The 24423-nt window shown below is 41.6% G+C and carries 27 protein-coding genes; 25 read left to right on the top strand and 2 right to left on the bottom strand.

Features of this window, described 5'->3' with window-relative positions:
• Positions 1 to 168: 168 nt before the first annotated feature.
• The 8 genes from JMF81_RS14160 (at position 169) to JMF81_RS14125 (ending at position 9027) form a co-directional block, all read left to right on the top strand.
• Entirely contained in the window at positions 169 to 1650 is a 1482-nt protein-coding gene (locus JMF81_RS14160; RefSeq protein ID WP_201312106.1) for an RNA-binding domain-containing protein, read from the top strand.
• A gap of 89 nt (positions 1651 to 1739) precedes the next feature.
• Positions 1740 to 4427, top strand: coding sequence for a translation factor GTPase family protein (locus JMF81_RS14155; protein WP_201312105.1), 2688 nt, complete (start codon positions 1740 to 1742; stop codon positions 4425 to 4427).
• A 201-nt stretch (positions 4428 to 4628) separates the two neighbouring features.
• Positions 4629 to 5288 carry an amino acid ABC transporter permease gene (locus tag JMF81_RS14150; protein ID WP_201312067.1) on the top strand — a complete coding sequence of 220 codons (660 nt, stop codon included), beginning with the start codon at positions 4629 to 4631 and terminating at the stop codon, positions 5286 to 5288.
• Positions 5269 to 5952 (top strand): amino acid ABC transporter permease, encoded by a 684-nt coding sequence (locus tag JMF81_RS14145; protein ID WP_201312066.1) that lies wholly within the window; start codon positions 5269 to 5271, stop codon positions 5950 to 5952. Before JMF81_RS14150 ends, JMF81_RS14145 begins: the two co-directional genes overlap by 20 nt.
• Position 5953: 1 nt before the next feature.
• Positions 5954 to 6703, top strand: coding sequence for an amino acid ABC transporter ATP-binding protein (locus JMF81_RS14140; protein WP_279323896.1), 750 nt, complete (start codon positions 5954 to 5956; stop codon positions 6701 to 6703).
• Between the two features lie 10 nt (positions 6704 to 6713).
• Entirely contained in the window at positions 6714 to 7559 is an 846-nt protein-coding gene (locus JMF81_RS14135; protein WP_201312065.1) for a cysteine ABC transporter substrate-binding protein, read from the top strand.
• Between the two features lie 105 nt (positions 7560 to 7664).
• On the top strand, positions 7665 to 8435 hold the full coding sequence (locus tag JMF81_RS14130; RefSeq protein ID WP_201312064.1) for a tyrosine-protein phosphatase: 771 nt from the start codon (positions 7665 to 7667) through the stop codon (positions 8433 to 8435).
• Between the two features lie 22 nt (positions 8436 to 8457).
• Positions 8458 to 9027: an SGNH/GDSL hydrolase family protein gene (locus JMF81_RS14125; protein ID WP_243282681.1), complete on the top strand. Its 570-nt coding sequence runs from the start codon at positions 8458 to 8460 to the stop codon at positions 9025 to 9027.
• 3 nt (positions 9028 to 9030) lie between these two features.
• On the opposite strand, the gene JMF81_RS14120 is transcribed toward JMF81_RS14125, so the two are convergent.
• Positions 9031 to 9762, bottom strand: a complete 732-nt coding sequence (locus tag JMF81_RS14120) for a LiaF transmembrane domain-containing protein (RefSeq protein WP_201312062.1) — start codon at positions 9760 to 9762, stop codon at positions 9031 to 9033.
• Entirely contained in the window at positions 9743 to 10219 is a 477-nt protein-coding gene (locus JMF81_RS14115) for a LytTR family DNA-binding domain-containing protein (protein ID WP_201312061.1), read from the bottom strand. The genes JMF81_RS14120 and JMF81_RS14115 overlap by 20 nt, the downstream gene beginning before the upstream one ends.
• A gap of 166 nt (positions 10220 to 10385) precedes the next feature.
• On the opposite strand from JMF81_RS14115, the gene JMF81_RS14110 reads away from it, so the two are divergent.
• The 17 genes from JMF81_RS14110 to JMF81_RS14030 all read left to right on the top strand — a co-directional run bounded on the left by JMF81_RS14110 (position 10386) and on the right by JMF81_RS14030 (position 24212).
• Positions 10386 to 10961: a L,D-transpeptidase family protein gene (locus JMF81_RS14110; protein WP_201312060.1), complete on the top strand. Its 576-nt coding sequence runs from the start codon at positions 10386 to 10388 to the stop codon at positions 10959 to 10961.
• Positions 10962 to 11052: 91 nt separating this feature from the next.
• On the top strand, positions 11053 to 11760 hold the full coding sequence (locus JMF81_RS14105; protein ID WP_201312059.1) for an HAD family hydrolase: 708 nt from the start codon (positions 11053 to 11055) through the stop codon (positions 11758 to 11760).
• The gene (locus tag JMF81_RS14100) at positions 11757 to 11948 is read left to right on the top strand and encodes a DUF6472 family protein (RefSeq protein ID WP_201312058.1); all 192 of its coding nucleotides are present in this window, start codon (positions 11757 to 11759) and stop codon (positions 11946 to 11948) included. The genes JMF81_RS14105 and JMF81_RS14100 overlap by 4 nt, the downstream gene beginning before the upstream one ends.
• Positions 11949 to 11956: 8 nt before the next feature.
• Positions 11957 to 13174, top strand: a complete 1218-nt coding sequence (locus tag JMF81_RS14095; protein ID WP_201312057.1) for a pyridoxal phosphate-dependent aminotransferase — start codon at positions 11957 to 11959, stop codon at positions 13172 to 13174.
• Between the two features lie 82 nt (positions 13175 to 13256).
• Positions 13257 to 13862: a cytidylate kinase-like family protein gene (locus tag JMF81_RS14090; RefSeq protein ID WP_201312056.1), complete on the top strand. Its 606-nt coding sequence runs from the start codon at positions 13257 to 13259 to the stop codon at positions 13860 to 13862.
• 273 nt (positions 13863 to 14135) lie between these two features.
• On the top strand, positions 14136 to 16055 hold the full coding sequence (locus tag JMF81_RS14085; protein WP_201312055.1) for a BglG family transcription antiterminator: 1920 nt from the start codon (positions 14136 to 14138) through the stop codon (positions 16053 to 16055).
• A 17-nt stretch (positions 16056 to 16072) separates the two neighbouring features.
• The gene (locus tag JMF81_RS14080) at positions 16073 to 16483 is read left to right on the top strand and encodes a PTS sugar transporter subunit IIA (RefSeq protein WP_201312054.1); all 411 of its coding nucleotides are present in this window, start codon (positions 16073 to 16075) and stop codon (positions 16481 to 16483) included.
• Positions 16484 to 16487: 4 nt separating this feature from the next.
• Positions 16488 to 16766, top strand: a complete 279-nt coding sequence (locus tag JMF81_RS14075) for a PTS sugar transporter subunit IIB (RefSeq protein WP_201312053.1) — start codon at positions 16488 to 16490, stop codon at positions 16764 to 16766.
• Between the two features lie 15 nt (positions 16767 to 16781).
• The gene (locus tag JMF81_RS14070; protein WP_201312052.1) at positions 16782 to 18188 is read left to right on the top strand and encodes a PTS ascorbate transporter subunit IIC; all 1407 of its coding nucleotides are present in this window, start codon (positions 16782 to 16784) and stop codon (positions 18186 to 18188) included.
• Positions 18189 to 18290: 102 nt separating this feature from the next.
• Complete coding sequence (locus JMF81_RS14065) at positions 18291 to 19040, top strand: PTS mannose/fructose/sorbose/N-acetylgalactosamine transporter subunit IIC (RefSeq protein ID WP_201312051.1); 750 nt, start codon at positions 18291 to 18293, stop codon at positions 19038 to 19040.
• Between the two features lie 2 nt (positions 19041 to 19042).
• On the top strand, positions 19043 to 19873 hold the full coding sequence (locus tag JMF81_RS14060) for a PTS system mannose/fructose/sorbose family transporter subunit IID (RefSeq protein WP_201312050.1): 831 nt from the start codon (positions 19043 to 19045) through the stop codon (positions 19871 to 19873).
• Positions 19874 to 19892: 19 nt separating this feature from the next.
• Complete coding sequence (locus JMF81_RS14055; protein WP_201312049.1) at positions 19893 to 20285, top strand: PTS sugar transporter subunit IIA; 393 nt, start codon at positions 19893 to 19895, stop codon at positions 20283 to 20285.
• 7 nt (positions 20286 to 20292) lie between these two features.
• Entirely contained in the window at positions 20293 to 21351 is a 1059-nt protein-coding gene (locus JMF81_RS14050) for a galactitol-1-phosphate 5-dehydrogenase (RefSeq protein WP_243282680.1), read from the top strand.
• A 54-nt stretch (positions 21352 to 21405) separates the two neighbouring features.
• Positions 21406 to 22089 (top strand): D-allulose 6-phosphate 3-epimerase, encoded by a 684-nt coding sequence (gene alsE, locus JMF81_RS14045; protein ID WP_201312048.1) that lies wholly within the window; start codon positions 21406 to 21408, stop codon positions 22087 to 22089.
• A gap of 39 nt (positions 22090 to 22128) precedes the next feature.
• Complete coding sequence (locus tag JMF81_RS14040; RefSeq protein WP_330611542.1) at positions 22129 to 22659, top strand: SIS domain-containing protein; 531 nt, start codon at positions 22129 to 22131, stop codon at positions 22657 to 22659.
• 17 nt (positions 22660 to 22676) lie between these two features.
• The gene (locus JMF81_RS14035; protein ID WP_201312046.1) at positions 22677 to 23147 is read left to right on the top strand and encodes a PTS system mannose/fructose/N-acetylgalactosamine-transporter subunit IIB; all 471 of its coding nucleotides are present in this window, start codon (positions 22677 to 22679) and stop codon (positions 23145 to 23147) included.
• A 15-nt stretch (positions 23148 to 23162) separates the two neighbouring features.
• Positions 23163 to 24212, top strand: a complete 1050-nt coding sequence (locus tag JMF81_RS14030) for a galactitol-1-phosphate 5-dehydrogenase (protein WP_201312045.1) — start codon at positions 23163 to 23165, stop codon at positions 24210 to 24212.
• The last annotated feature ends 211 nt before the right edge of the window (positions 24213 to 24423 follow it).

The raw sequence follows: 24423 nt of genomic DNA, 5'->3' as shown, positions 1-24423 counted from the left end.
ATACTATATATACTGGGAATGATTTTGTTGATATTGTTTGATAAATTGAATATAATTTATTTAAATTAACACATCCATTTTTTTAATAAAGATAGATTTATTTGTAAAATGATAAAAATATAGATAGTGGATTCATTCAGAAACGAGGTGATTGATTTGCACTTTGATATGTCACAGTTTGATTCTTATAGGGAAGATAATCGAAGAGAGGTAAAAAAGGCGAAAGGCGGTCTTCCTTTGTCATTATGGGAGACATATTCCGCATTTGCGAACTGCTATGGCGGAGTCATTATTCTTGGAGTGAAAGAGAATCATGACGGAAGCTGGAATATGACAGGATTAGAGAATGCGTCTAAATTGAAAAAAGATTTCTGGAATGCAATCAATGATAAGAAAAAAGTTTCGATTAACCTGTTAATGGATAAAGATGTAAAAGTATACGAGGAAAATGGAAAAGTCATCTTGGTGATTCGTGTTCCAAGAGCAAAGAGAGAGCAGAAACCAGTGTATATTAATGGGAATATTTTTGATGGTACATTTCGTAGAAACTGGGAAGGCGATTATCATTGTGATCGAAGCGAAGTGCTTGCAATGCTTCGGGATCAGCCGGAAGAAACGGCTGACATGAAAATTCTTGAAGATATGTCTCTGGATGTGCTTCACGAAGAGACGATACATGCTTACCGCAACAGACATATAGCATTCCGGAGAGAGCACGTATGGGAGAGACTGGAGGACAACGAGTATTTGGAAAGAATAGGAGCAGCAAAGATATCTGCAAAGGATGGAAAGTTACATCCTACTGCCGCAGGACTTTTGATGTTTGGGGAAGAATATAAAATTTTGTATGAATTCCCGGAATATTTTTTGGACTATAGAGAAGTTTTAGATCCAACGATTCGCTGGACAGATCGTCTTCAGTCCAGTTCTGGCGACTGGACAGGAAATTTGTTTGATTTCTTTTTCCGGGTTTATGGGAAATTAGTGAAAGATTTAAAAATTCCATTTAAACTGGAGGGAATTACCCGTATAGATGATACACCTGTGCACAAAGCATTAAGGGAGGCGCTGGCAAATTGTCTGGTAAATACGGACTTCTATTTTCAGCGCGGAATTGTTATCCGGAAAGATGTAAATTCTATTACAATGGAAAATCCGGGGAACATTCGAACCGGAAAGGAACAAATGCTGAAAGGCGGAATTTCTGATCCCAGAAACAAAGCTCTGATGAAAATGTTTAATTTGATAGGAATTGGAGAGAGAGCGGGCAGTGGTGTTCCTGATATATACAGTGTGTGGAAACAACAGGGATGGGAACCGCCGGAAGTTATAGAGGAATATGGCCCTGATCGAACTATTTTGAAATTATCTTTTATAAAAAGTGCTGATAAAAAAGTGCTGATAAAAAGTGCTGATAAAAAAGTGCTGATAAAAAGTGCTGATAAAAAGACGGTTACGAAAAAAACAGAGCAGCAGTTAGAAGATATATTGGGAAAAATGGATTTTAATAAAGAATATAAAACATCTGAAATAGCAAAATTTATTGACGTGAAAGAAACAAGAGCCAGGACGCTCTTAAAAGAGTTAGTTAAACAGGGAAAAATAAAAGCAATTGGCAAGAATAAAGGGCGGAGATATATCCGGAAATAAAATCTCATCGATTCGACTTGCACCTCTTTTTGTGATATGATGATGCAGATATCATTACAGAGCAGAAAGGGGTGTTTTTTGTGGGAAACATGTCTGAGAACAGGCAGGACCAGAAGAAAAAAATACCATCAAAACATATATGTATGGCCCTGCTGGCTCATGTTGACGCCGGCAAGACAACCCTGTCGGAGGGAATTTTATACAAAACAGGATGTATCCGCAGATTAGGACGGGTGGATCACGGAGACGCATATTTTGATACAGACAGCCAGGAAAGAGCAAGAGGTATTACGATATTTTCCAAGCAGGCGGTATTTTCTCTGGGCGGACTGGAAGTGACCCTTGTAGATACTCCGGGACATGTGGATTTCTCCGCAGAAATGGAGCGGACGCTGCAGATCCTGGATTATGCGGTTCTTGTGATCAGCGGCGCAGACGGTGTTCAGAGCCACACCAGAACTCTGTGGAAATTGTTTGCAAGATATGAAATCCCGGTATTTTTGTTTGTTAACAAGATGGATCAGAATGGAACAGACCGGGAAACTCTGATGGCGGAATTGAAGGCACAGCTGTCAGAGGGATGTATTGATTTCGGAGAAGAGGGAAGTAATGAGTTTTATGAATCCATTGCCCTGCAGAAAGAAGAACTGCTGGAAGAGTTTTTAGAAAAAGAATCCATTTCTCGAGGGGAAATTCAGCAGGCGGTTGCCCGGAGAGAAGTCTTCCCATGTTATTTCGGATCAGCGCTGAAGTTAGACGGAGTGGATGAACTGCTGAAAGGAATTGAAACCTATGCCGTAACGCCGCAGTATCCGGAAGAATTTGGGGCCAGAGTCTTTAAAATATCCAGGGATGAGCGTGGAAACCGGCTGACTCATTTAAAGATTACAGGAGGTTCCCTAAAAGTAAAGGATGTGATTCCGGGAAAGGAAAAAGATGAGAAGGTCAATCAGATCCGCATTTATTCCGGAGAAAAATATGAGATGAAAGAGGAAGCGGAAGCAGGAATGGTCTGTGCGGTGACAGGATTGACAGATACCCGGCCGGGGCAGGGCCTTGGGTTTGAAGAAGATGGAGAAGCGCCTGTACTGGAACCGGTGCTGACATATCAGATGATTCTGCCTGAAGGCTGCAGCGTCCGGACCTTTCTGCCAAAACTCTATCAGCTGATGGAAGAGGAACCGGAACTTCATGTTATCTGGAATGAAGAACTGCAGGAAATCCAGGTACAGTTAATGGGAGAAGTACAGATTGAGATATTGAAGAAGATTATTCTGGACCGGTTTGATACGGAAGTGGAATTTGGAACCGGAAATATCCTGTACCGGGAAACGATTGAAGACCGGGTAGAGGGCGTAGGGCATTTTGAACCTTTGCGCCACTATGCTGAAGTGCACCTGATATTGGAGCCGGGACCAAGAGGAAGCGGCATGGTATTCGAGAGCGCCTGCAGTGAGGATGACCTGGACCGAAACTGGCAGAGACTGATTCTGACTCATTTATATGAAAAAGAACATAGAGGAGTTCTGACAGGTGCGCCGCTGACAGATATGAAGATTACGCTGGCGGCAGGAAGAGCCCATCCGAAACACACAGAGGGAGGGGATTTCCGAGAGGCCACTTACCGGGCCGTCAGACAGGGGCTGATGCAGGCAAAATCAGTTCTATTGGAACCTTATTATGAATTTCAGCTGGAAGTGCCGCAGCCCATGGTAGGACGAGCCATGATGGATCTGGAAAAAATGCACGCAGATTTTGAACCGCCAAAGATGGAAGGAGATCTTACTGTGCTGGAGGGAATTGCTCCGGCAGCATATATGCAGGATTATCAGCGGGAAGTGACTGCTTACACAAAGGGGCAGGGGAAACTGTTCTGCTCTTTTCATGGATATGAGCCATGTCAGAATCCGGATGAGGTGATCGAGGCAGCCGGATATGATCCGGAACGGGATACCGAAAATCCTTCAGGTTCTGTTTTCTGTTCTCATGGCGCAGGATTCCATGTTCCATGGGATCAGGTAAAAGATCATATGCATTTGCCGAGTGTTCTGGAGCGGCCGAAAGAAGAGACAGAAGAAGACGATGAACTGCTGCAGCGCAGGGCATATATTGAGGAAGAATGGATCGATACGGAAGAGATAGACCGTATTCTGAGCGAGACTTTTCATGCTAATCAAAGCCGAAAGAACAAATGGAAAAAGAAAAAAACAACGAGGCTGGCAGAAGATTATAAGGCGTCAGCTGCGAGGGCTTCGGTAAAGCGGGATCCTTCCAGGAAATATCTTCTGGTAGATGGATATAATATTATTTATGCGTGGGAGGATTTAAAGGAACTTTCAGAAGAAAATATGGACGCAGCCCGCGGAAAGCTGATGGACCTTTTATGTAATTATCAGGCGTTAAAGAAAAGTGAGCTGATCGTCGTATTTGATGCTTACCGGGTCAAAGGTCATGATACGGAAGTATCGGATTATCAGAACATACATGTGGTCTTTACAAAAGAAGCGGAGACTGCGGATCAGTATATTGAAAAATTTGCCCATGAACATGGAAAAAAATATGATGTTACAGTGGCAACATCAGACGGCCTGGAGCAGATCATTATCCGGGGACAGGGCTGCAGGCTTTTGTCAGCAAGAGAACTGAGAGAAGATATGGAGAGAGAATTACAGCAGCTGAGAGAAGACTATCTGTCCCGCCAGGAAACACAGAAAAATTATCTGATGGATGTAATCAGTCAGGAGAAGCGGGAAACAATAGAAAAACAAACAAAATAGAAAATTTACTTCAGAGGAGAAATCCCTTGGAAACCGGGACAGGAAAATCCTGTGTATACGGTGGAAAAGGGGTTTCTTTGTTTTATATGCATAAAAATGAGATTTTGAAGGAAAATATGATAAAAAATGGTACTTGACATTGAGGATACGGATCAATATACTATAATTCATATCTGAATAATAGGAAAATGGAGAAGAGACATGGACTGGGATTTTATATTACAGTATCGAGAACTATATATAGATGCGGCGTGGCTGACGATAAGAACTGCGGCGCTGGGCATTCTGGGAGCTTTGCTGCTGGGGCTGATCTGCGGGATGATCCGGTACTGCAGGATACCGGTTTTGAGCCGTATCATCGGAATGTATATTGAATTATCGAGAAATACACCGCTGGTCATTCAGCTGTTTTTCCTGTATTTTGGGCTGCCAAGAATGGGGATTACCCTGGAATCGGAAACCTGTGCAGTGACAGGGCTTATATTTCTTGGAGGCAGTTATATGGCAGAGACATTTCGAAGCGGTCTGGAGGCAGTAGGGACCATACAGACAGAAAGCGCGCTGAGCCTGGGATTTCGTAAAATGCAGATTTTTTTCTATATTCTTCTGCCTCAGGCAGCGGCGGTGGCAGTTCCCGGAATCGGAGCTAATGTGATGTTCCTCTTAAAGGAAACTTCTGTTTTCAGTATTGTGGCACTGGCGGACCTGATGTATGTGGCAAAGGATCTGATTGGATTATATTATAAGACGGATGAGGCGTTGTTCATGCTGACTGTTTCCTATCTCATCATCCTGCTTCCGGTTTCTGCTCTGTTTTCGCTGCTGGAAAGGAGGCTTCGGTATGCAGGATATGGGAATTAAGATTTTGTTTGAAGGAGATCATCTGATCCGGCTGCTGGAAGGCATGGGAGTGACTTTGAGAATTTCATTGGTATCTGCAGGAGGATCTGTTATTTTGGGGATGATATTTGGAATGCTGATGATGGCAGATCATGCTGTTATCCGCTGGGTTTCCAGGATCTATCTGGAATTTGTCCGGATTATGCCGCAGCTGGTTCTGCTGTTTCTCGCATACTTTGGAGCGGCAAAACATTTGGGCTGGGATCTTTCAGGAGAACAGGCGGCCGCAGCGGTGTTTACTTTCTGGGGAACGGCAGAAATGGGGGATCTGGTGCGCGGCGCTCTGCAGTCTATTCCCAGACATCAAAGGCAGAGCGGTGAGGCATTAGGACTGACAAAGCTGCAGATATACCGTTTTATCCTGGTTCCACAGGCATTAAAAAGACTGATACCCCAGGCTGTAAACCTGATCACAAGGATGATCAAGACGACATCGCTGGTCGTGCTGATCGGTGTGGCAGAAGTGGTAAAAACCGGGCAGCAGATCATTGAATCAGCCCGTCTGACAGCTCCGGACGCGGCGCTGTGGGTGTATGGAGCAGTTTTTCTGCTGTATTTTGCAGTCTGCTGGCCGATATCTGCTGCGGCAGGACTTTTGGAAAAACACTGGGGAGAAGAGGTGTAGTATGAAAGATATAATTCTGGAAATGAAAAAAATTCGAAAACGATACGGAAAGCATGTGATACTGGATGACCTTTCTGTTTCGGTTGCGCGGGGTGAGGTAGTTGTTATCCTGGGACCGTCAGGATGCGGAAAAAGCACGCTGCTCCGGTGCATCAACGGCCTGGAAGAGATAGAAGAGGGTGAGATTTTGTTCCGCGGATCTGCCATATCCGGAAAAACCAGGAAACAGCATGAAATCAGTCAGAAAATAGGGATGGTATTTCAAAATTATGAATTGTTTCCGCATATGACAATTCTGAATAATATTACACTGGCACCTCGAAAAGTCCAGGGCCGTTCCAGGCAGGAGGCGGAAAAAGAAGCGGAAACACTTTTGAAACGAATCGGCCTGCTGGACAAAAAGAATGCTTATCCAAGACAGCTTTCCGGAGGCCAGCGGCAGCGGACCGCGATTGTAAGAGCTCTCTGTATGCATCCTGAAATCATGCTGTTTGATGAGGTGACGGCGTCTCTGGATCCGGAAATGGTGTATGAGGTTTTAGACGTTATGATGGAGATGGCAAAAGCAGGCAGGACCATGATGATCGTCACACATGAAATGCAGTTTGCAAAAGCGGCGGCAGACCGGATTCTTTTTATGGATCAGGGGAGGATTTTGGAAGAAGGAAGACCGGAAGAATTCTTCCGGAAACCTAAGACAGATAGGGCGAGGCAGTTTTTGGAGAAGATGCACATTTCACAGGAATTATAAGGAGAGAGAAATGAGAAAAATCAGATGGACGCTGGCTGTGATCGCAGTTCTGGCTGTGATTTTTACAGCATGCGGGAAAAAAGAAAAAAACGGGACTCAGGGAAAAGCCAGGACACCAGATGAGATTAAAGAAAATGGTGAAATTGTCATAGGAGTATTCAGTGACAAGAAACCGTTTGGATATGTGGATGAAAACGCAACTTATCAGGGATATGACGTCTATTTTGGAAACCGGATGGCAGAAGATCTTGGAGTAAAAGTAAAATATATTCCGGTGGAAGCGGCCAGCCGTGTGGAATATCTAAGGACCGGAAAGGCAGATGTAATCCTTGCTAATTTTACGGCTACAGAAGAGAGAAAAGAACAGGTTGATTTTGCGCTTCCATATATGAAAGTGTCTCTGGGTGTGGTATCTCCTGAAAAAAGCCTGATCACCAGGGAAAGTCAGCTGAAAGGGAAGACTCTGATTGTCAGCAAAGGAACCACCGCAGAGACTTATTTTATGAAACACCATCCGGAAGTAAATCTGTTGAAATTTGATCAGTACAGTGAAGCCTTCCAGGCATTAAAGGACGGAAGAGGCGATGCCCTGGCAACCGACAACACAGAAGTTCTTGCCTGGGCTGTGGAAAATGACGGGTTCAAAGTAGGAATTGAGTCCATGGGAAATACAGATGTCATTGCGCCGGCGGTTCAAAAGGGAAATGATGAACTGCTCTCCTGGATTAACGAAGAGATAAAAACACTGGGGAAGGAGAATTTTTTCCATGAAAACTATGAAAAAACCCTGAAACCTGTGTATGGGTCATCTGCGGATCCGGAAAATCTGGTAATAGAAGGCGGAAACGTCCAATAAAAAGATGAGAAGAAGAAAATATATGATATAATAAAAAGGCCTGGGAATCTGTTTTCCGGGCCTTTGCAGTATAAAAGAAAAGATCCAGCAACAGGAGATGATTTTATGGGAAAAATCCAGTTAACAGGAGCAGACAATGCCAGAGATCTGGGAGGCATAAGGACTGCAGACGGCGCAGTCATCCGAAAGGGGTATCTGATCCGGAGCAACCGGCTTTCCAGAATTACAAAAAAAGATATCCAGATTCTCAAGGATCAGTACCACCTGCACAAGATCATTGATCTGAGGACACCGATGGAAGTAGAGCAGGAGGAAGATAAAAAAATTACAGGAGCAGTTTATCTGAACATTCCGTTTTTTGTTGAATCCATGGTAGGAATCAGCCATGAGAAAGGAAACCGTCATAAGATGGGCCATTTGGAAGACATTCCAAAGATGGAAGATCTGTATGTGATGATCGTGGAAAATCCATTTTGTCAGAAACAGATGGAAAAAGCGCTTCGCCAGATTATGACAACGAAAGACGGCGCAGTCTTATGGCATTGTACAGAAGGAAAGGACAGGTGCGGATTATTGTCTGCCATGACATTGTTTCTTCTTGGCGTACCAGAGGAGGATGTAATCGAAGATTATCTGAAAACCAATACTTTTGCGGCAAAACGAATTGATAAGATGTATCAGAAGTGGAGAAGTCTGGGGATTTCAAAAGGAAGAGCGGAAGGTATGCTGGGATTATTTATGGCGAAAGAAGAATACATAGAGGCAGCTCTTGACTCAGTCAGGAAAACATATGGGTCCATCGACTTGTTTTTAAGAGATGCCCTGGAAATTTCAGATGATGAGAAAGAGAGTTTCCGGGAAAAAGTTTTAAGATAAAATGAAGGAAAGGGAACAGCAGATGAAAAAGAAAAAAATAGTAATGTTTGGAGATTCCCTGACGGATTACTTCCCCATGGAAAAGCTGTCAGATATTGACGCGGAATTTATCAACAGCGGAGTGGCCGGCAACACGGTGCCTGAAATGAAAGCGAGAGTCCGGTATGACGTTCTCAGTTTCCGACCGGATATTGTGATTATGCAGGGCGGAGCCAATGATTTCCAAATGTCTCTGTATCGGGGAAGCAAGGTCGTCGCCGGACAGCTGGCGGATCTGGGAGAACGGATCCGCAGGGAACTTCCGGAAGTAAAAATATATATAGAGTCTTTATATCCGGCTTATACAAAACGGCTTGGAAATATGCCTTCCTGGGCAAAAGAAAAGAGCAACGAAGAGATCCGCCGGATCAACGAAGAAATTCGGCGTCAGTGTAAAGAACGCCGGATTGAATATGTGGATATGTATTCCAGGCTGGCTGGAGAAGATGGAGAACTGCCCCTTCAATATACAGTAGACGGCATCCATCTGACAGATGCAGCCTACGATATTGTAAGCGGATGTCTCCATGAACTGCTGAGGGATATTATATAAGTGCTAAATATAAGTGATGTTAATGCCGCTGAATTTCAGATTTCCTTTCAGGATCACACCTTTGCCGCCGCCGCAGTGGGTCTGAGGGTTCTTCTCCTCGATGCCGCCAAGAAAAACATGCATTTGGTCGGTAACGGTCCATTCTTTCGGAACATATAATTCAATGCCGCCGAAACTGCAGTCGATATCAAGTTCCGCATATTCTCCGGCAATGACTGTGCTGTCAAAATACAGCTTAATGCCGCCGAAACTGCAGTCAATGACGCCGTCTGTGAAGGAGGAAGAATTCACATATTTGATGCAGGAACCAAAGTGGCACTTGCAGATAAAGGAGTCGCCGTCAGCATCATCAATGATGCGGTCGGATTCTCCGGATACAGACCGATAGGAAAACGATGTATGGGAGGAGGCGCGGTGTCTTTTCTTTGGCCTGAAAATCAAAGAAAGTCCGATGCTTCCAAGCAGGGCTGCGATCAGCACGGTCCATGGCGTGATGGCAGTGATTCCCAGAGGTTCATCGTACAGAATGCACAGGAAGGCGATTGGAAACAAAATGCCGGAAAAATTCAGACAGAACAGACTTTTCAGAAGAACAGCCAGTAAAAAGACTGTGGCAAGCAAAGTCCATACGCCGATTTTAAAGCTGCCCAGAAATCCCATCTGCGACAGGATCAGGATTACCGCAAAAATGATCAGGGCAAAGCCCCAAAATAAATTATGATTTTTTCTTTTCATAAAAATTCCTCTTTTCTTCTAATCTCAGTTTTAAAGTTCGAAAATAATGTCTTGAAACGTAAGCCTGTTTGTGGCTGCTGTTAAAAGCAATGGTGCTGGAGGCTGTCAGGTTTCGGCTGATGGATACAATCTGATGAATGTTGGCAATGGATGACTTTGAAATTCTCAGAAAATATCCCGGAAGGATTTCCTCCAATTCATACAGCTTATAATTGGTTTCATACATTTCTTTTGCAGTGTGTGCATAAATGGCAGTGCCGGATGTCTCAAAAAACAAAATGTCAGAAACAGGGAGATAGACTTCCTGTTTATTTTTATAGACAACCAGGGACGCCTGTCTGCCGTTCATCTCTTCCATCAGATTTTTCAGATGATGGATTTCTGTGTTATCCGGATGACACAGAACAACGACTTCATCTTTTCCCAGTGCGGGGTCTGTTTTAATTTGTATTTTCATATGTGTTTCTCCTATGGGCTAACTGTAACAGGGCAGAAAAAATTTGTAAATAAAAGAAAGGCAAGAGGTTAAAAAATGACTGCATCCGGTCATAAATGGCTCTAAGAAGAAGCAGAAAATTTCCGGCTGGAATCACATAAAATATGACAGAAGAAAGGAAGAAAGTATGACTTGGAAGATGTGTATGGAGCGGTACGCAGGAGATGACCGGGTGAGCAGTCTTATACTTGTGAAGTACAAAGGCGGTTCAGCTGCAAACGTTATCTTGTATGAAAAAGAAGGAGGTTGCTGGAAGCCGATATTATCCGGTAAGGGCTGTGTTGGAAAGAATGGAATTGGGAAGCAGAAAGAGGGAGATGGGAAAACTCCATCCGGTATTTATACGGTGCTCCAGGCATTTGGAATCTGTCCGGATCCGGGCGCGAAAATTTCATATCTTCAGGTTAGCGAAGATCATTACTGGTGCAGTGATGCCGAATATTATAACCAGCTGATTGATATTAACCAGTGTCCCCATCAGTGCCGGGGAGAACATCTAATTGACTATCAAGGTCTTTATGATTATGGTTTGTTTCTGGATTATAACCGGGAGTGCGAACTGGGACGGGGATCGGCGATTTTTATGCACTGCCTGGGGGAGAAGAATTATACGGCCGGCTGCATTGCAGTGCCAAGAAGTCTCATGAAAGAAATCATAAAGAAAATTGAAAAAAATACGAAAATCTGTATTGAAGAGACATAAGGAAAGGATTCACAGGAGTCCTTTTCTTTTTTTCTGCAATTGTGCTTTTGTAAGTTTTTGATTATAATGAACTCAATGAAAGGAAAAGATCATGGAACAATTAAGATTACAATCGCTTCAGGCTGTCGTTTTTGATATGGACGGTCTGATGTTTGACAGTGAACGATATATACAGACAGCCTGGAATCAGGCGGGTACGATTCTCGGATACGGAACACTGGGGGATCATATTGAGAAGACCCTGGGATTTAATGGAACAAAACGAAGAGAATTTTTCCTGGATCTATGCGGTCAGGACTTCCCATATGACGAATTTCTGGAACTTTACCGCAGCCTGTATTTTGACAGGGTGAGGAAAGAAGGAATACCGGCAAAAGAAGGACTGCATGAAACTCTGGAAATATTAAAAGAACTTGGAATTCCAATGGGGGTTGCGACTTCTTCCAGCCGGGAAAATACGTTGAAAAACCTGGAACGGGAGAAGATTACCGATTATTTTGAAACGGTGATTACCGGTGATATGATCCGCCATGGAAAACCGGAGCCGGATATTTATCTGGAAGCCTGCCGGCAGCTGAAGGCAGAACCCCGGTACGCCATTGCCTTGGAAGATGCTGTCAATGGGATTAAGGCGGCCGCGCGAGCGGGCATGATGCCCGTAATGATACCAGATTTAATCAAAGATACAACACAAGTGGATGACCTGCTGTTTGGCAAATACAGATCGTTATCAGAATTTGCAAAAGAGATCAGAAACAGTCTGGGACATCCGGAAGGAAAAGAAGGAGAAGAAGATTGAGGAAAAAACGCAGAAGCGCAGGGTGCGAGTACTGCAGCAATTATGTATATGATGAGGACTATGAATATTATGTTTGTGAAGTAAATCTGGATGAGGATGAGATGGCCAGGTTTATGAGCAGCAGTGACTGGGACTGTCCTTATTTCCAGATGGACAACGAATATGAGATTGTGAAAAAACAGATGTAGGAGGATATATGGATAAATTTGAAAAATCATCAAAATTAGACCACGTATGTTATGATATCCGCGGACCGGTTTTAGATGAAGCAGACCGCATGAACCGTCAGGGAATGGATATTTTGAAATTAAATATAGGAAATCCGGCTCCGTTTCAGTTTATGGCTCCGGATGAAATTGTAAAAGATATGATGATGAATTTAAGGGATACGGAAGGATATTCCGATTCCAAAGGGTTGTTTTCTGCCAGAAAAGCGATCATGCAGTACTGTCAGTACAAAAAAATCCCAAATGTAGGAATTGACGATATTTATACCGGAAACGGGGTCAGTGAGCTGATCACTATGTCAATGCAGGGATTATTAAATCCGGGAGATGAGATCCTGGTGCCTGCGCCGGATTATCCGCTATGGACGGCATCGGTTACTCTGGCAGGAGGAACGGCGGTTCATTATATTTGTGATGAACAGGCAGGATGGTATCCGGATATCGAAGATATTCGCAAGAAGGTAACGTCAAAAACCAAAGGAATTGTCATTATTAATCCGAATAATCCAACAGGAGCACTGTATCCAAAAGAAGTTTTGGAAGATATTGCGGAGATTGCCCGGCAGAACGGTCTTCTGATTTTTGCGGATGAGATTTATGACCGTCTGGTGCTGGACGGACTGGAGCATACGTCTATTGCGTCTCTGGCACCGGATCTTATGGTGATTACATTTAATGGATTGTCCAAGTCTCACCGGATTGCAGGATATCGAAGCGGATGGATGAGTTTAAGCGGTGATAAGTCAAAGGCAAAAGGATATATTGAAGGATTGAATCTGCTGTCTTCCATGAGACTTTGTTCTAATGTGCCGGCACAGTCTGTGATTCAGACGGCACTGGGCGGTCCGCATACAACAGATGAATCTCTGCTTCCGGGAGGAAGAGTGTATGAACAGCGCAATTATATTTATGAAGCGCTCAATGACATTCCAGGTGTGTCTGCCGTGAAACCTCAGGCAGCATTTTACATATTCCCAAAACTGGATATAAAGAAATTCCATATCAAAGATGATGAGCAGTTTGCTCTGGATTTCCTGAAGGAAAAACATATTCTCGTAACTCATGGAGGAGGTTTTCACTGGGAGCAGCCGGATCATTTCCGGATTGTATATCTTCCTGATATTGACCAGCTGAAGCGGGCCTGCAGGGGATTAAGAGAATTTCTGGAAGGTTATCATCAGGTGTAACACAGAACCTGTTTATGGTATAATAGAAAAAAGATCTAAAGAGTCAGTTTGCCATGGTGATTGGCGGAAATGAGGTGTGCTTATGACAGAGAACGCTATCATATGTATTTCAAGAGAATGTGGGAGCGGAGGAAGAGATCTGGGAGACCGGATCGGTGAGATGCTTGGCATCCCGGTTTACGGAAAAGAGCTGATTTCGAAAGTCGCGAAGAAAAGTGACATGTCAGAAGAGTACGTAAAGAACCACGAAGAGAATCCATCTTATAGTCATATTCTCGGAGTGCCAATCGGCCATCCGGCGCTGGGGGTACAGTATGATGGGATTATGACGCCGGAAAAACTGTTTCTTGTGCAGACAGAAGTGATCAAAGAGATTGCCAGAGAGGAAAAATCATGTGTCTTTGTTGGACGATGTGCGGATATCATCCTGCAGGGCCGGGAGAATCTGTATTCCTTTTTTGTGCATGCCCCGCGGGAATACAGGATTGAAAGAATCATGGAGACAGAAAACCTTTCCAGGAGAGAGGCAAAGAAAAAGGTAAAACAGATTGACTGGGAACGGTCTTCTTATCATGACTATTATACCGGGATCAAATGGGGACATCCAAGCAACTATGATCTGGTGATTAATACGGCAAAGAGTGGAATCGACCGGGCAGCTGGAGCTATTATAGAATATATAAAGTAAACAGGATAAGAAAAAATAGGACTTCATTTGAAGTCCTATTTTTTTTGCTTTTTCCACATATAGGGAAAGGATTTGGTATAGAGTTACAGTTCTTATCTAAAGTAGAATAGAAGTAGAGAAAGTATGTGGAAACAAATTGGTATAGATTATGGTAAATAGAATGTGTTATGGGTATTTTATCGGGTAGGCGGATATATCAGAAATGATGTCCGTCTAGCCGATAAATTTTATATGGCGGCGGAAGCCGGGCACATAGAAATGAGGTGAGAATTTGTGCTGACAACAAGACAGATAGAGATTTTGAGATGTCTTGAAAAAAGAAATGGCTATATGACAACAAAGGAACTGGCAGATGAATTTGATGTCAGTTCGAGGACAGTTCGGAATGATCTGGATATGATTGAATATTCCTTAAAGGGATACCCTGTTGAACTGGAAAGGATGCCTCGTTTAGGAATTCGATTGACCATGCAGGAAGAACTTAATTTAAATGAAATATTATATGACAATGATATGAAAATGTATTCAAAAGATGATCGAGTCACTGTGATCATTGTACTGCTGATTATGACAGATAAAACAACGATAGAACAATTGGCACGAGAACTGGAAGTCAGCAAGAACACATTGGTAGAAGATCTGAAGACAGTAGAAAAAGAGCTGAAACGATGCGGAATACAGTTGGTAAGAAAGTCCTATTATGGTTTAACAATCACAGGGAATGAAGCTGAGATAAGGAATATGATCTTTAATCGATATGTAAAAGTCATGAATGAAAAGATGATTAATCTTGATGGGATTATAAAAAAGCATGCAGTGATCGAAACAAAGATTGCCAAAGAAATGATACGGGCGATAGAAGAAGAACAGGAAATAAAATACTCCGATAATGCGATCCAGGAATTAGAAAATATGATTTTGATATCATTGTGCAGGAGTTTTTATGGTTTTCATATTATTTATAAAAAAATACCGGATTGGAAGGAAAGCAGCGAGTATAGAATCATTAAAAAGGTTATGGAAAAACATCATACGATATATTTGAATGAAGGAGATATTTTTTATCTCATTATGCTATTTCATGCTTCAAAAAAATTTTATGGTACGTTTTTGGATGATAACCTGGAAGACAAGAAGATTATGATGATTACAGAGAACTTAATTAAAGAATTTTGCAAAGTAATTCAAATTGATTATGAAGCAAATAAAGATATTGGTAATCAGATTATGATGCACTTGAAAGTAGCTATCTATCGACTGAAAAATAAAATTCAGATTGAAAATCCGCTGGAGGAAGATATTCGGTACTCTTCGTTGTTTATGTATGATATTACGAAAAAGATATTGAAGGAGTATGAAGATATTTTTGGAGTTGAATTTCCAGAATCGGAAATCGCCTATACAACGATGTATTTTGAGACGTTATTCCAGGAAAATTACAATTTGAAGTTTAATATTAGAGTAATGCTGGCCTGCAATGGTGGAATTTCAACAGCAGTTTTGTTAAAGCAGAGACTCCATATGATGATGCCGGAATTGGAAATAATAGAGACTTGCAGGCTGAAGGATGTTGAAAATGAAGCGGAGAAAGAAAATCCGGATTTTGTGATTAGCACAGTGCCGCTAAAAATGAGAAAATGTAAAGTCCTGGAGGTAAATCCGTTGTTGAGCGCTGAAGATTTGAATTTAATTCGTGAAGAGATAACCAATATGTTTTATAACAAAAAGACAGAGTATCTTGCGCGCAGGATTAGTTGTGAAAATCAGGGAAGATTAAGGGAACTGTTGCAGGAAAGATACTGCAGATTTAAAGAAGAAACGGATGACTGGAAGGAAGCTATTAAAATAGCTTCCCATCTTCTTGTTGAGGACGGATTCATTGAGGAAGCTTATGTGGAAGATATGATCAGAGTGGTCCAGACAGTAGGAAATTATATGGTGTTTATCCCGGAGATTGCTTTTGTACATGCTCCGCCGGGGCATGTAAAGAAAAATCACATGGCATTTCTTCAGTTGAAAAATGTAATACGATTTGGCGTAAAGGGAAAAACAGACGTAAAGATTATTATAGTGGTTGCCAATAAGGATGAAAATGAAAACTTGTTGGAACTAATTCAGATTTTAACAAAAGACGATAATATTGAGAGATTCAAAAAGGCCGAGAATTATCAGGATTTATTGAAGATAAGATAGGGAGAAAAGGTGTAAAAATGGTATTTGTAAAATTAATAGAGAAGGTGGAGGACTATAAAGAAGCGATTAGAATCTCGTGCTGTATTCTGGAAGAGAATGGGATTGTAGGACGAAGCTATTATAAAGCAATTCTTAACAATATAAAAGAATATGGGGGATATTTTTATTTAGGAAAAGGAATTTGCATGCCGCACGCACGGGCAGAAGCAGGGGCGTTAAAAGCAGGAATCTGCGTCTTGAGTTTGAAGCATCCGGTTTTATTTTATGGAAAAGAGGTGTGGGTTTTTTTGACTTTATCGGCTGGAGACGAAGAAGAACATTTAAGAAATCTGCAGAAAATTGTTCAGATCTGCCGAGATGACGAGAGAGTAAAAGAGATAAAAGAAGCGAAAAATGATGAAGAATTATCAGCGTTGATAGGAGGATGATAGTATGAAGACGATTATGACGGTATGCGGAACAGGTCTGGGGTCCAGTTTTGTGGTGGAAATGAATATACGGGGATTGCTTGGAAAATGGGGATTGTCTGATCAGTATCAGACAATCCATGGAGCAGTGTATGAAGTGAATGAAAACGATGCGGATTATTTTGTGGTGGCAAAAGATTTAGAAGATATTATGCGGGGATTTCCCAATCTGGTCATATTGAATTCTATTATTGATGAGGAGGAACTGGAAGAAAAGCTGTATAAAGCACTGAACGGAGAGTAGCAGAAAGGAAAAGGAATGATAAATATGATCCGGGATTTTTTGCTTGAGCCAGTAATCCTTATTGGAGGAATTGTATTTTTAGGGCTGGTTCTTCAAAGAAAAAATTTTGAGACGGTTGTAAGAGGAACGCTGAAATCTATGATAGGGTTTATGATCATAAGCGTGGGAGGTAATATCATTGCACAGTCAGTCACAGCGTTTGGAGAAATGATGCAACAGGGATTTCATATGACAGGATTGATTTTAAGTGTAGAGGGTATATCAGGAATTGCGGTAGATTTATATGGATCGGATATAGCAATCATTATGGTACTGGGCATTGTTGTAAATTTGGTTTTGGCAAAGATTACACGATTTCATTATGTGTTTATGACAGGTCACCAAATGCTGTATATGACATGTATGGTCGTAAGTGTTTTGAGGTCGGCTCAGCTCAGAGGACCTGCTTTTTTTATTTTAGGAAGTATGACGATGGGGATTGTTATGGTATTTTCACCTGCGATGATTCAGCGGTATACAGAAAAAATATGTGGTAATGATACAATCGCTGTAGGACATTTTGGTGGAATAACTTATCTTCTGGCAGCGTGGCTTGGAAAGATTTATGGGGAAAATTCAAGATCTGCGGAAGATATGAAATTCCCTAAAAAATTAGCTTTCTTAAGAGATTCTTCGATTATTATAGCGGTGACAATGATTATATTTTATGTCGTGGCAGCTCGTGCCTGTGGCAGTGCGTTTGTAGAAAGTGAATTATCCGGAGGGAAAGATTATTTAGTCTATTCTGTTTCTCAGGCTCTTACATTTACTGTTGGTTTTGTGATTGTAACAACAGGGATTCGCTGGTTTATCAATGAGATTGTTCCTGCAGTCAAGGGAATTGCAGATACATGGATTCCAAATGCAAAGCCGGCAGTGGATTGTCCAGTGGTATTTTCCTATTCCCCCAATTCATTAATGGTAGGTTTCCTGTCTTCTTTTTTTGGAGGACTGGTATCAATGGGAATTATGATTGCATGCCAGGTGACTGTAATTTTCCCTGGTATTATGGCACATTTTTTCTGCGGAGCCACAGCAGGAGTATATGGAAATTCTACAGGGGGCAGAAGGGGTGCGGTAATCGGCGGCTTTATAAATGGAGTGATAATGTCTGTTCTGCCGGAAATTTTTCTGCCCTTTTTAGGGGAGTTATCCGCACAGCATGTGACATTTCCAGAACCCGATATTGGTCTGGTAGGAATTTTTTTGGGAAAATATATTAGAGAAATCGGATCAATTGGAACTTTGATCATCTTAATAGGCATCGTCATCATTATGATTTTAATCCCTGAAATGATTGAAAACAGGGATGAAGGAGAAGAATGGTTTCAATATGATATGAATCCGGCGTTAAAGAATAAGGAAAAGGAAGAAAAGAAATAGAAAAAAGATTGCCATATTTGGGAAATGAATTGGTATGGTGAGGATGTTTTTGTGCAGATACAATGTGTATATAAGAAATAATCATACAAGGAGGAGATGTATATGTTAATTTCAGCAATCTTAGTAGCAGCGATTGCGGTTGGAAGCCAGTGGTGGTTTAGTCACGTGATCACAAGAACATGGCTGTATCCAATTTGGGCAGGATTTCTGGTGGCGATTGTTATGGGTGAGCCGATTACAGGAATGAAAGCGGCAGCTTATATTCAGCTGACGTATCTCGGATGGATTACAGCAGGAGGAACCATGCCAGGAAATTTGATGGTAGCGGGTGTTTTTGGTACAGCCCTTACTATTGTATCCGGGGCTTCTCCGAATCTTGCACCAACCTTTGCCGTTCCGTTTTCTCTTCTGGGAATTTTGATCAATCAGGCGTATATGACAATTAATAGTTTCTGGGTACACAGAGCGGATAAATACCTGGAGGAAGGGAATATCACAGGAGTACGTTTGATGAATTATGTGCCATCCTGTATTACGGCTTGTGTACTCTACGGAATTCCGGCATTTTGCCTGGTATATTTCGGAGGAGATTTTGCCACAAAAGCGTTGGCAGCGATTCCACAGCCGATGATTGATGCGTTAAATGTTGTTGGAGCATTGATGCCTGCATTAGGTATTGCAATGTTGTTAAGTTTTTTGGGAAAAAGAAAGATTATCGCTTTTTTCTTTATCGGATATTTTATGACGATCTATGCAAAACTTGATACGATGGCAGTCACTGTATTTGCGGCATGTATTGGTGTATTAGTTTACGTCTTTACCGCAAAAAATAAAGAGGAAGGAGAGGCATGATTATGGCAGAAGAAAGAGTGAAATTACAAAAGAAAGATTTGATCAAACATTTCCTGCTGGGGTATTCCAGTGAGACTTGTTACAATTACGAACGTCTGCAGGCTCTTGGAACAACTAATGCGATGGTTCCAATTGTACGGCGTTTGTATAAAAAGAAAGAAGATCAGGCGAGAGCACTGAAAAAATACATGGTGTTTTTTAATACGGAACCTTCCTGGATAGGAACAGTGATTCATGGTGTGGCAGCGTCTATGGAAGAACAGGCGGCAAATGGAGAAGATGTAGATGCGGAAGATATTAATGCAGTGAGAACTGGTTTGATGGGGCCAATGGCAGGAATTGGCGATACAGTTTCCCAGGGAATTGCTTATCCGATTCTTGCAGGAATTGCCTGCAGCCTGGCTCTGGCCGGTAATATAGCAGGGCCAATTATATTCGAAATTGCGTACAAAGTTCTGATGGTCGGTATGGGATATGCAATGTATATGATGGGTTACAAACAGGGAAAATCAGCAATTTTGAAAATTTTGAAAGCAGGAACATTAAACCGTATTACAGAAATTTTCAGTATCGTAGGTTTGATGGTTGTTGGGAATATGGCAGCTACGAGAGTAAATATCGAGACACCGATTGCCTTTAAAGTGGGACAGGTAGGAATCAATTTTCAAGATATTTTAAATTCACTGTTACCGGGAATGCTTCCACTGATTGCGACATTGCTGGTATGGAAAATGTTAAGTAAGAAAGTAAAGCCAACATATATCATTGTTATTTTATTTGTTGTAGGTATTATTGCTTCGCTGACTGGCGTTCTTGCGGTAGCGGCATCATAAATTTCTGGGAGGAAGTAAGATGGTAGGAATAGCAGTTATTAGTCACGGGAGTTTGTGCGAAGGAATTTTAGATAGTGTCTCTATGGTGGCTGGAACAATGAAACAAACAGAAAGTATTTCTCTTCAGCCGGGTGAGAATCCCGACAGTTATCAAAATCGTGTAAAAAGAGCGGTTGAGAGACTGGATACGGGAGATGGGGTATTGGTATTGGTGGATCTGATAGGAGGAACACCGTTCAATACCATATGCATGCTGAGTCAGGAGTTGAATATCCACATAGTGACAGGAATGAATCTGGCGATGCTAATTACAGCAGCGCTGGAACGGACGGAAGATATAACAATGGATATGCTTGCGGAGAAAGTAGAAAAAGCGGGTGCACAGGGTATCCGATCATTAAGGAGAGAGTAAGACTGAGATGAAGAAGATGAAAGCGCTGCGTCTTCGCTCCATTGGAGATTTCGGATGCGAAGAGGTCGAATTAAGAGAATTAAAAGATGATGAGATTTTAATGAAAGTCGAAGCATGTGGAATCTGTGGGTCTGACATGCCGAGAGTATTTGAATTAGGGGCACATGTTTTTCCGATTACGATTGGACACGAATTTGCCGGAACGATCGTAGAAGTATCAAAACAAGAAGACAAGGAACTGATTGGGAAAAAAGCAGGTGTATTCCCGCTGATTCCGTGCGGAAAATGTGAGCATTGCGAAACAGGACATTATGCACAATGTACAAATTATAATTATTTGGGATCCAGATGTAATGGAGGATTCGCTCAGTACTGTATTATTCCTTCGAGATGGCACCTGATTTTTTCAAAAAATCCGGAGGTTACGGGAAAAGAACTGGCAATGGTAGAGCCAGCAACCGTTGCACAGCATGCAGTACGCAGAGGCAGAGTGACGGCCGGAGATACGGTGCTGATTTTTGGTGCAGGGCCAATCGGAATTATGGCGGCCAGATGGGCAGAAATTTTTGCTGCACAGCATGTGATTATGGTGGATATTGATCCGGTGAAGAAGAAATTTGCTGAGGAAAGAGGTCTGTGTATTGTAAATTCCATGGAAGAAGATATCGGAGATTTTATGGAGAAGATTACAGGAAAAAGAACAGCAGATGTTGTGATAGAAGGGACAGGAACGTCCACGGCATGGAACCAGGCGATTCAGTATGTCCGGACGTTTGGATCTGTTGCTCTTCTTGGAAATCCGAACAAAAATACAGAAATACAATTGGAAAACCATAGTCAAATCTTAAGGAAAGAGATTGAAATTTATGGAGTGTGGAATTCTTATTATGCGTCAACTCCGCTTAATGAGTGGAAGTATACCGTACAGATGTTGGATGAAGGCAAAATGAAGGTGGGAGACTTGGTTACACATACAGCAGGAATCGAAGAAATAGAGCAATTGTTCCGGGATATTTATAACCATAAGGTAACAATCTGTAAAGCGATGTATAGTGCAGATGATTAAAAGTGGGACCTGTAGATATGGGAGTCTGTCACTAAAATAACGAAAGGAGATAAAATGATAGAAAACAAAAATGAATTCGCAGTTTCGCTGATGTGTATGAACTTTTTAAAGATAAAGGAGCAAATTGAGATTTTAAATCAAAAGGCCGGAATGTACCATGTAGATATTATGGATGGGCACTACTGTAAAAATATTACCTTATCGCCGGATATGGTAAAGGCTTTTAAACAGATTAGTACACTTCCGATTGATGTTCATTTAATGACAACGTGTCCCAATGACTGGATCGAACAGGTAGCTCAGGCTGGAGCAGATATCATATCTGTGCATGCAGAAACAATAGGGGGTGATGCTTTCCGCACGTTAAACAGGATAGAAGAACTCGGATGCGGAAAGGGACTGGTTTTAAATCCCGCTACGCCGTTAGAGACAGCGAAGCACTACTTGGATCGGATAGACATTTTGACAATCATGACGGTAGATGTAGGATTTTCCGGGCAGCCGTTTATCATAGAAATGTTAGAAAAGATTAAGGAAGCAAAGAAATTAAGGGAAGAGTATGGATATCATTACAAGATTCAGATTGACGGTTCTTGTAATCTGCACACGTTTAAACGCTTAAAAAAAGCTGGGGCAGATATTTATATTGTAGGAGGTTCTGGCCTTTTTCAGCTGGATGAGAATGTAGAGACCGCATTTGAACTGATGCGCAAAGACTATATTGAAGCAGTTTCGTAGGTGAATTGTATGGGATATCAGGAGAAAAAAGAGATAGTATTGAAAGAATTGAACCGTAGCCTGGGAGAAGTAGATGCGGAAAAAGTAGAACAATTTGTTGCCATGATTTGTTCTGCAGAACAGGTTTTTGTAACAGGGGTGGGAAGAGTTCTTTTAATGCTCAAAGCATTTGCAAAGCGTCTGAATCATTTGGGGATTTCTGCTAATTATGTAGGGGCAGTCAATGAGCCGGCAATTACAGAGCATGATATCTTAATTGTGGGATCAGGTTCAGGGGAGAGTGTGGTTCCGCTGGAAATCATGAAAATCGCAAAAGAATATAAAGCAAATATTATACATATTGGTTCAAATCAAAGAAGTTCAATGAGTGATTATGAAGATTTATTTATCCGTATTCCATGTAGTACGAAATTGGCATTGGAAGATGAGATAAAATCTGAACAGATTATGAGCAGCTTATTTGAACAAAGCCTTCTTTTGTTAGGTGATATTGTGGCAATGATGATCGTAGAGAAAAAAAACATAAAAGATATGCATACACTGTGGAAAATGCATGCTAATTTGGAATAACGGGAAAGGAGATTGTTATGGAAAATGTATTATTAGCAAGAGTAGATGATCGTTTGATTCATGGGCAGGTGATGACGGCATGGATGAAACGTCTTCCGGCTAAAGAGATTATGGTGATAGATAATAAGGTGGCAAAAGATGAATTTATGATTTCTGTTTTAGAAATGGCGGCTCCGGCAGGAGTAAAAGTAAAAGTCTTCTCAGAAAAAGATGCAGCAAAGATTTTAAAGGAAGGGTTAAAAACTCCTACAATTCTTTTGGCAAAATCACCATTAGCATATAGAAGAATAATAGAAGAAGGGGTAGAATTAGAAGCCATTAATTTAGGAGGAATGGGAATCAACGAAAAACGGGAGACATTATACAAAAATATCGCAGCCAGCGAGGAAGAAAGGAATGCGATAAAAGAATGCCTGGAAAAAGGAATTGATATTAAGATTCAGGTCATCCCAGATGATAAGATTGTCGATGTGAAAGATGTGATTTAGAAAGAAGGGATTAACATGAAGGCTATGCGGTTACATGGAATTAATGATTTCCGCTTGGAAGAATTAGAAAAACCGGTGCCAAAAGGAAAAGAAATTTTACTAAAAGTTGAAGCTTGTGGTATTTGCGGATCGGATATTCCAAGAGTATATCAGCTTGGAACAAAAGTTTATCCAGTGACCTTAGGTCATGAGTTTGCGGGAGAAATTATCGCAGTTGGGGAAGATGCTGATCCAAATTTAATTGGAAAAGCGGGTGCTGTATATCCTGTTGTACCATGCGGGGTGTGTGATAGCTGCAGGATTGGACAGTATGCACAGTGCAGTAACTATCATAATCTGGGAAGCAGGACGGACGGTGGATTCGCACAATACTGCCTTCTGCCTTCACAATGGCATTTCATTCAGTCTAACAATTCGCAAACGTCTATGGAAGAATTAGCGATGGTTGAACCGGCCACCGTAGCATTGCATGCAATTAGGAAAGGTGAAATCAAAGGTGGAGATACAGTGATGATTTTTGGGGCCGGACCGATTGGAATTTTGACGGCCAGGTGGTGCGAGCTGTTCGGGATTCAGACAGTACTTGTTGATATTGATCAGAAAAAGGTGGATTATGCAAGAGAGAAAGGCTTCGAAACGATACACTCTCTGCTGGATGACTGTAAAGAAAAAGTGAAAGAGATGACAAATGGGAAAATGGCAGATGTAGTCATTGAGGGGACTGGTACATCCAGCGCAATGAATCATGCGGTCGAATGTTGTCGTCCGGAAGGGATGATTGTGCTTCTCGGAAATCCTCGGTATGATACGACAATAGAATTGGATATGCACAGTATGATTTTAAGAAAAGAACTTCGTTTGACAGGGGTGTGGAATAATTACTATAATACACTTCCGTTTAATGAATGGGAATATACTGTGAAAATGTTGGATGAGAGAAAATTAAAAGTAGCTGATTTGATTACACATAGATCTGATTTGGAACATTTAAAGGAATTATTCGATGATATTCATGATGGGAAAATTACAATTTGTAAGGCAATGTATTCAGAAGCGGCAGAATAATGTATAAAAAGTATGAGAATAATCTATGAAATTCATAGATTATTCTCATAAAACAATTGACAGCTGTATTTAAATGAGGTATCGTAAACACATAAGAAAATAGGAGTTAGAATACAATGATGACAGAGAAGATGAACAACTGCACATACTGCTTTTATTTCCGGGGTTTTTATTTTTATCCTGGCAATTTATGCTGCAGTGAATCATCGCC

Source organism: Anaerostipes butyraticus, assembly GCF_016586355.1.
GTDB classification, from domain to species: Bacteria; Bacillota; Clostridia; order Lachnospirales; family Lachnospiraceae; genus Anaerostipes; species Anaerostipes butyraticus.
Note: the sequence above shows the minus strand (reverse complement) of the source record. Positions and strands in the feature narration are given on the sequence as shown.

What these genes read in the sequence shown, in the direction of transcription:
- JMF81_RS14160 (WP_201312106.1), top strand. Translation starts at nt 169, where the DNA reads ATGTCACAGTTTGATTCTTATAGGGAAGATAATCGAAGAGAGGTAAAA.
- JMF81_RS14155 (WP_201312105.1), top strand. Translation starts at nt 1,740, where the DNA reads ATGTCTGAGAACAGGCAGGACCAGAAGAAAAAAATACCATCAAAACAT.
- JMF81_RS14150 (WP_201312067.1), top strand. Translation starts at nt 4,629, where the DNA reads ATGGACTGGGATTTTATATTACAGTATCGAGAACTATATATAGATGCG.
- JMF81_RS14145 (WP_201312066.1), top strand. Translation starts at nt 5,269, where the DNA reads ATGCAGGATATGGGAATTAAGATTTTGTTTGAAGGAGATCATCTGATC.
- JMF81_RS14140 (WP_279323896.1), top strand. Translation starts at nt 5,954, where the DNA reads ATGAAAGATATAATTCTGGAAATGAAAAAAATTCGAAAACGATACGGA.
- JMF81_RS14135 (WP_201312065.1), top strand. Translation starts at nt 6,714, where the DNA reads ATGAGAAAAATCAGATGGACGCTGGCTGTGATCGCAGTTCTGGCTGTG.
- JMF81_RS14130 (WP_201312064.1), top strand. Translation starts at nt 7,665, where the DNA reads ATGGGAAAAATCCAGTTAACAGGAGCAGACAATGCCAGAGATCTGGGA.
- JMF81_RS14125 (WP_243282681.1), top strand. Translation starts at nt 8,458, where the DNA reads ATGAAAAAGAAAAAAATAGTAATGTTTGGAGATTCCCTGACGGATTAC.
- JMF81_RS14120 (WP_201312062.1), bottom strand. Translation starts at nt 9,762, where the DNA reads ATGAAAAGAAAAAATCATAATTTATTTTGGGGCTTTGCCCTGATCATT.
- JMF81_RS14115 (WP_201312061.1), bottom strand. Translation starts at nt 10,219, where the DNA reads ATGAAAATACAAATTAAAACAGACCCCGCACTGGGAAAAGATGAAGTC.
- JMF81_RS14110 (WP_201312060.1), top strand. Translation starts at nt 10,386, where the DNA reads ATGACTTGGAAGATGTGTATGGAGCGGTACGCAGGAGATGACCGGGTG.
- JMF81_RS14105 (WP_201312059.1), top strand. Translation starts at nt 11,053, where the DNA reads ATGGAACAATTAAGATTACAATCGCTTCAGGCTGTCGTTTTTGATATG.
- JMF81_RS14095 (WP_201312057.1), top strand. Translation starts at nt 11,957, where the DNA reads ATGGATAAATTTGAAAAATCATCAAAATTAGACCACGTATGTTATGAT.
- JMF81_RS14090 (WP_201312056.1), top strand. Translation starts at nt 13,257, where the DNA reads ATGACAGAGAACGCTATCATATGTATTTCAAGAGAATGTGGGAGCGGA.
- JMF81_RS14080 (WP_201312054.1), top strand. Translation starts at nt 16,073, where the DNA reads ATGGTATTTGTAAAATTAATAGAGAAGGTGGAGGACTATAAAGAAGCG.
- JMF81_RS14075 (WP_201312053.1), top strand. Translation starts at nt 16,488, where the DNA reads ATGAAGACGATTATGACGGTATGCGGAACAGGTCTGGGGTCCAGTTTT.
- JMF81_RS14070 (WP_201312052.1), top strand. Translation starts at nt 16,782, where the DNA reads ATGATAAATATGATCCGGGATTTTTTGCTTGAGCCAGTAATCCTTATT.
- JMF81_RS14065 (WP_201312051.1), top strand. Translation starts at nt 18,291, where the DNA reads ATGTTAATTTCAGCAATCTTAGTAGCAGCGATTGCGGTTGGAAGCCAG.
- JMF81_RS14060 (WP_201312050.1), top strand. Translation starts at nt 19,043, where the DNA reads ATGGCAGAAGAAAGAGTGAAATTACAAAAGAAAGATTTGATCAAACAT.
- JMF81_RS14055 (WP_201312049.1), top strand. Translation starts at nt 19,893, where the DNA reads ATGGTAGGAATAGCAGTTATTAGTCACGGGAGTTTGTGCGAAGGAATT.
- JMF81_RS14050 (WP_243282680.1), top strand. Translation starts at nt 20,293, where the DNA reads ATGAAGAAGATGAAAGCGCTGCGTCTTCGCTCCATTGGAGATTTCGGA.
- alsE (WP_201312048.1), top strand. Translation starts at nt 21,406, where the DNA reads ATGATAGAAAACAAAAATGAATTCGCAGTTTCGCTGATGTGTATGAAC.
- JMF81_RS14035 (WP_201312046.1), top strand. Translation starts at nt 22,677, where the DNA reads ATGGAAAATGTATTATTAGCAAGAGTAGATGATCGTTTGATTCATGGG.
- JMF81_RS14030 (WP_201312045.1), top strand. Translation starts at nt 23,163, where the DNA reads ATGAAGGCTATGCGGTTACATGGAATTAATGATTTCCGCTTGGAAGAA.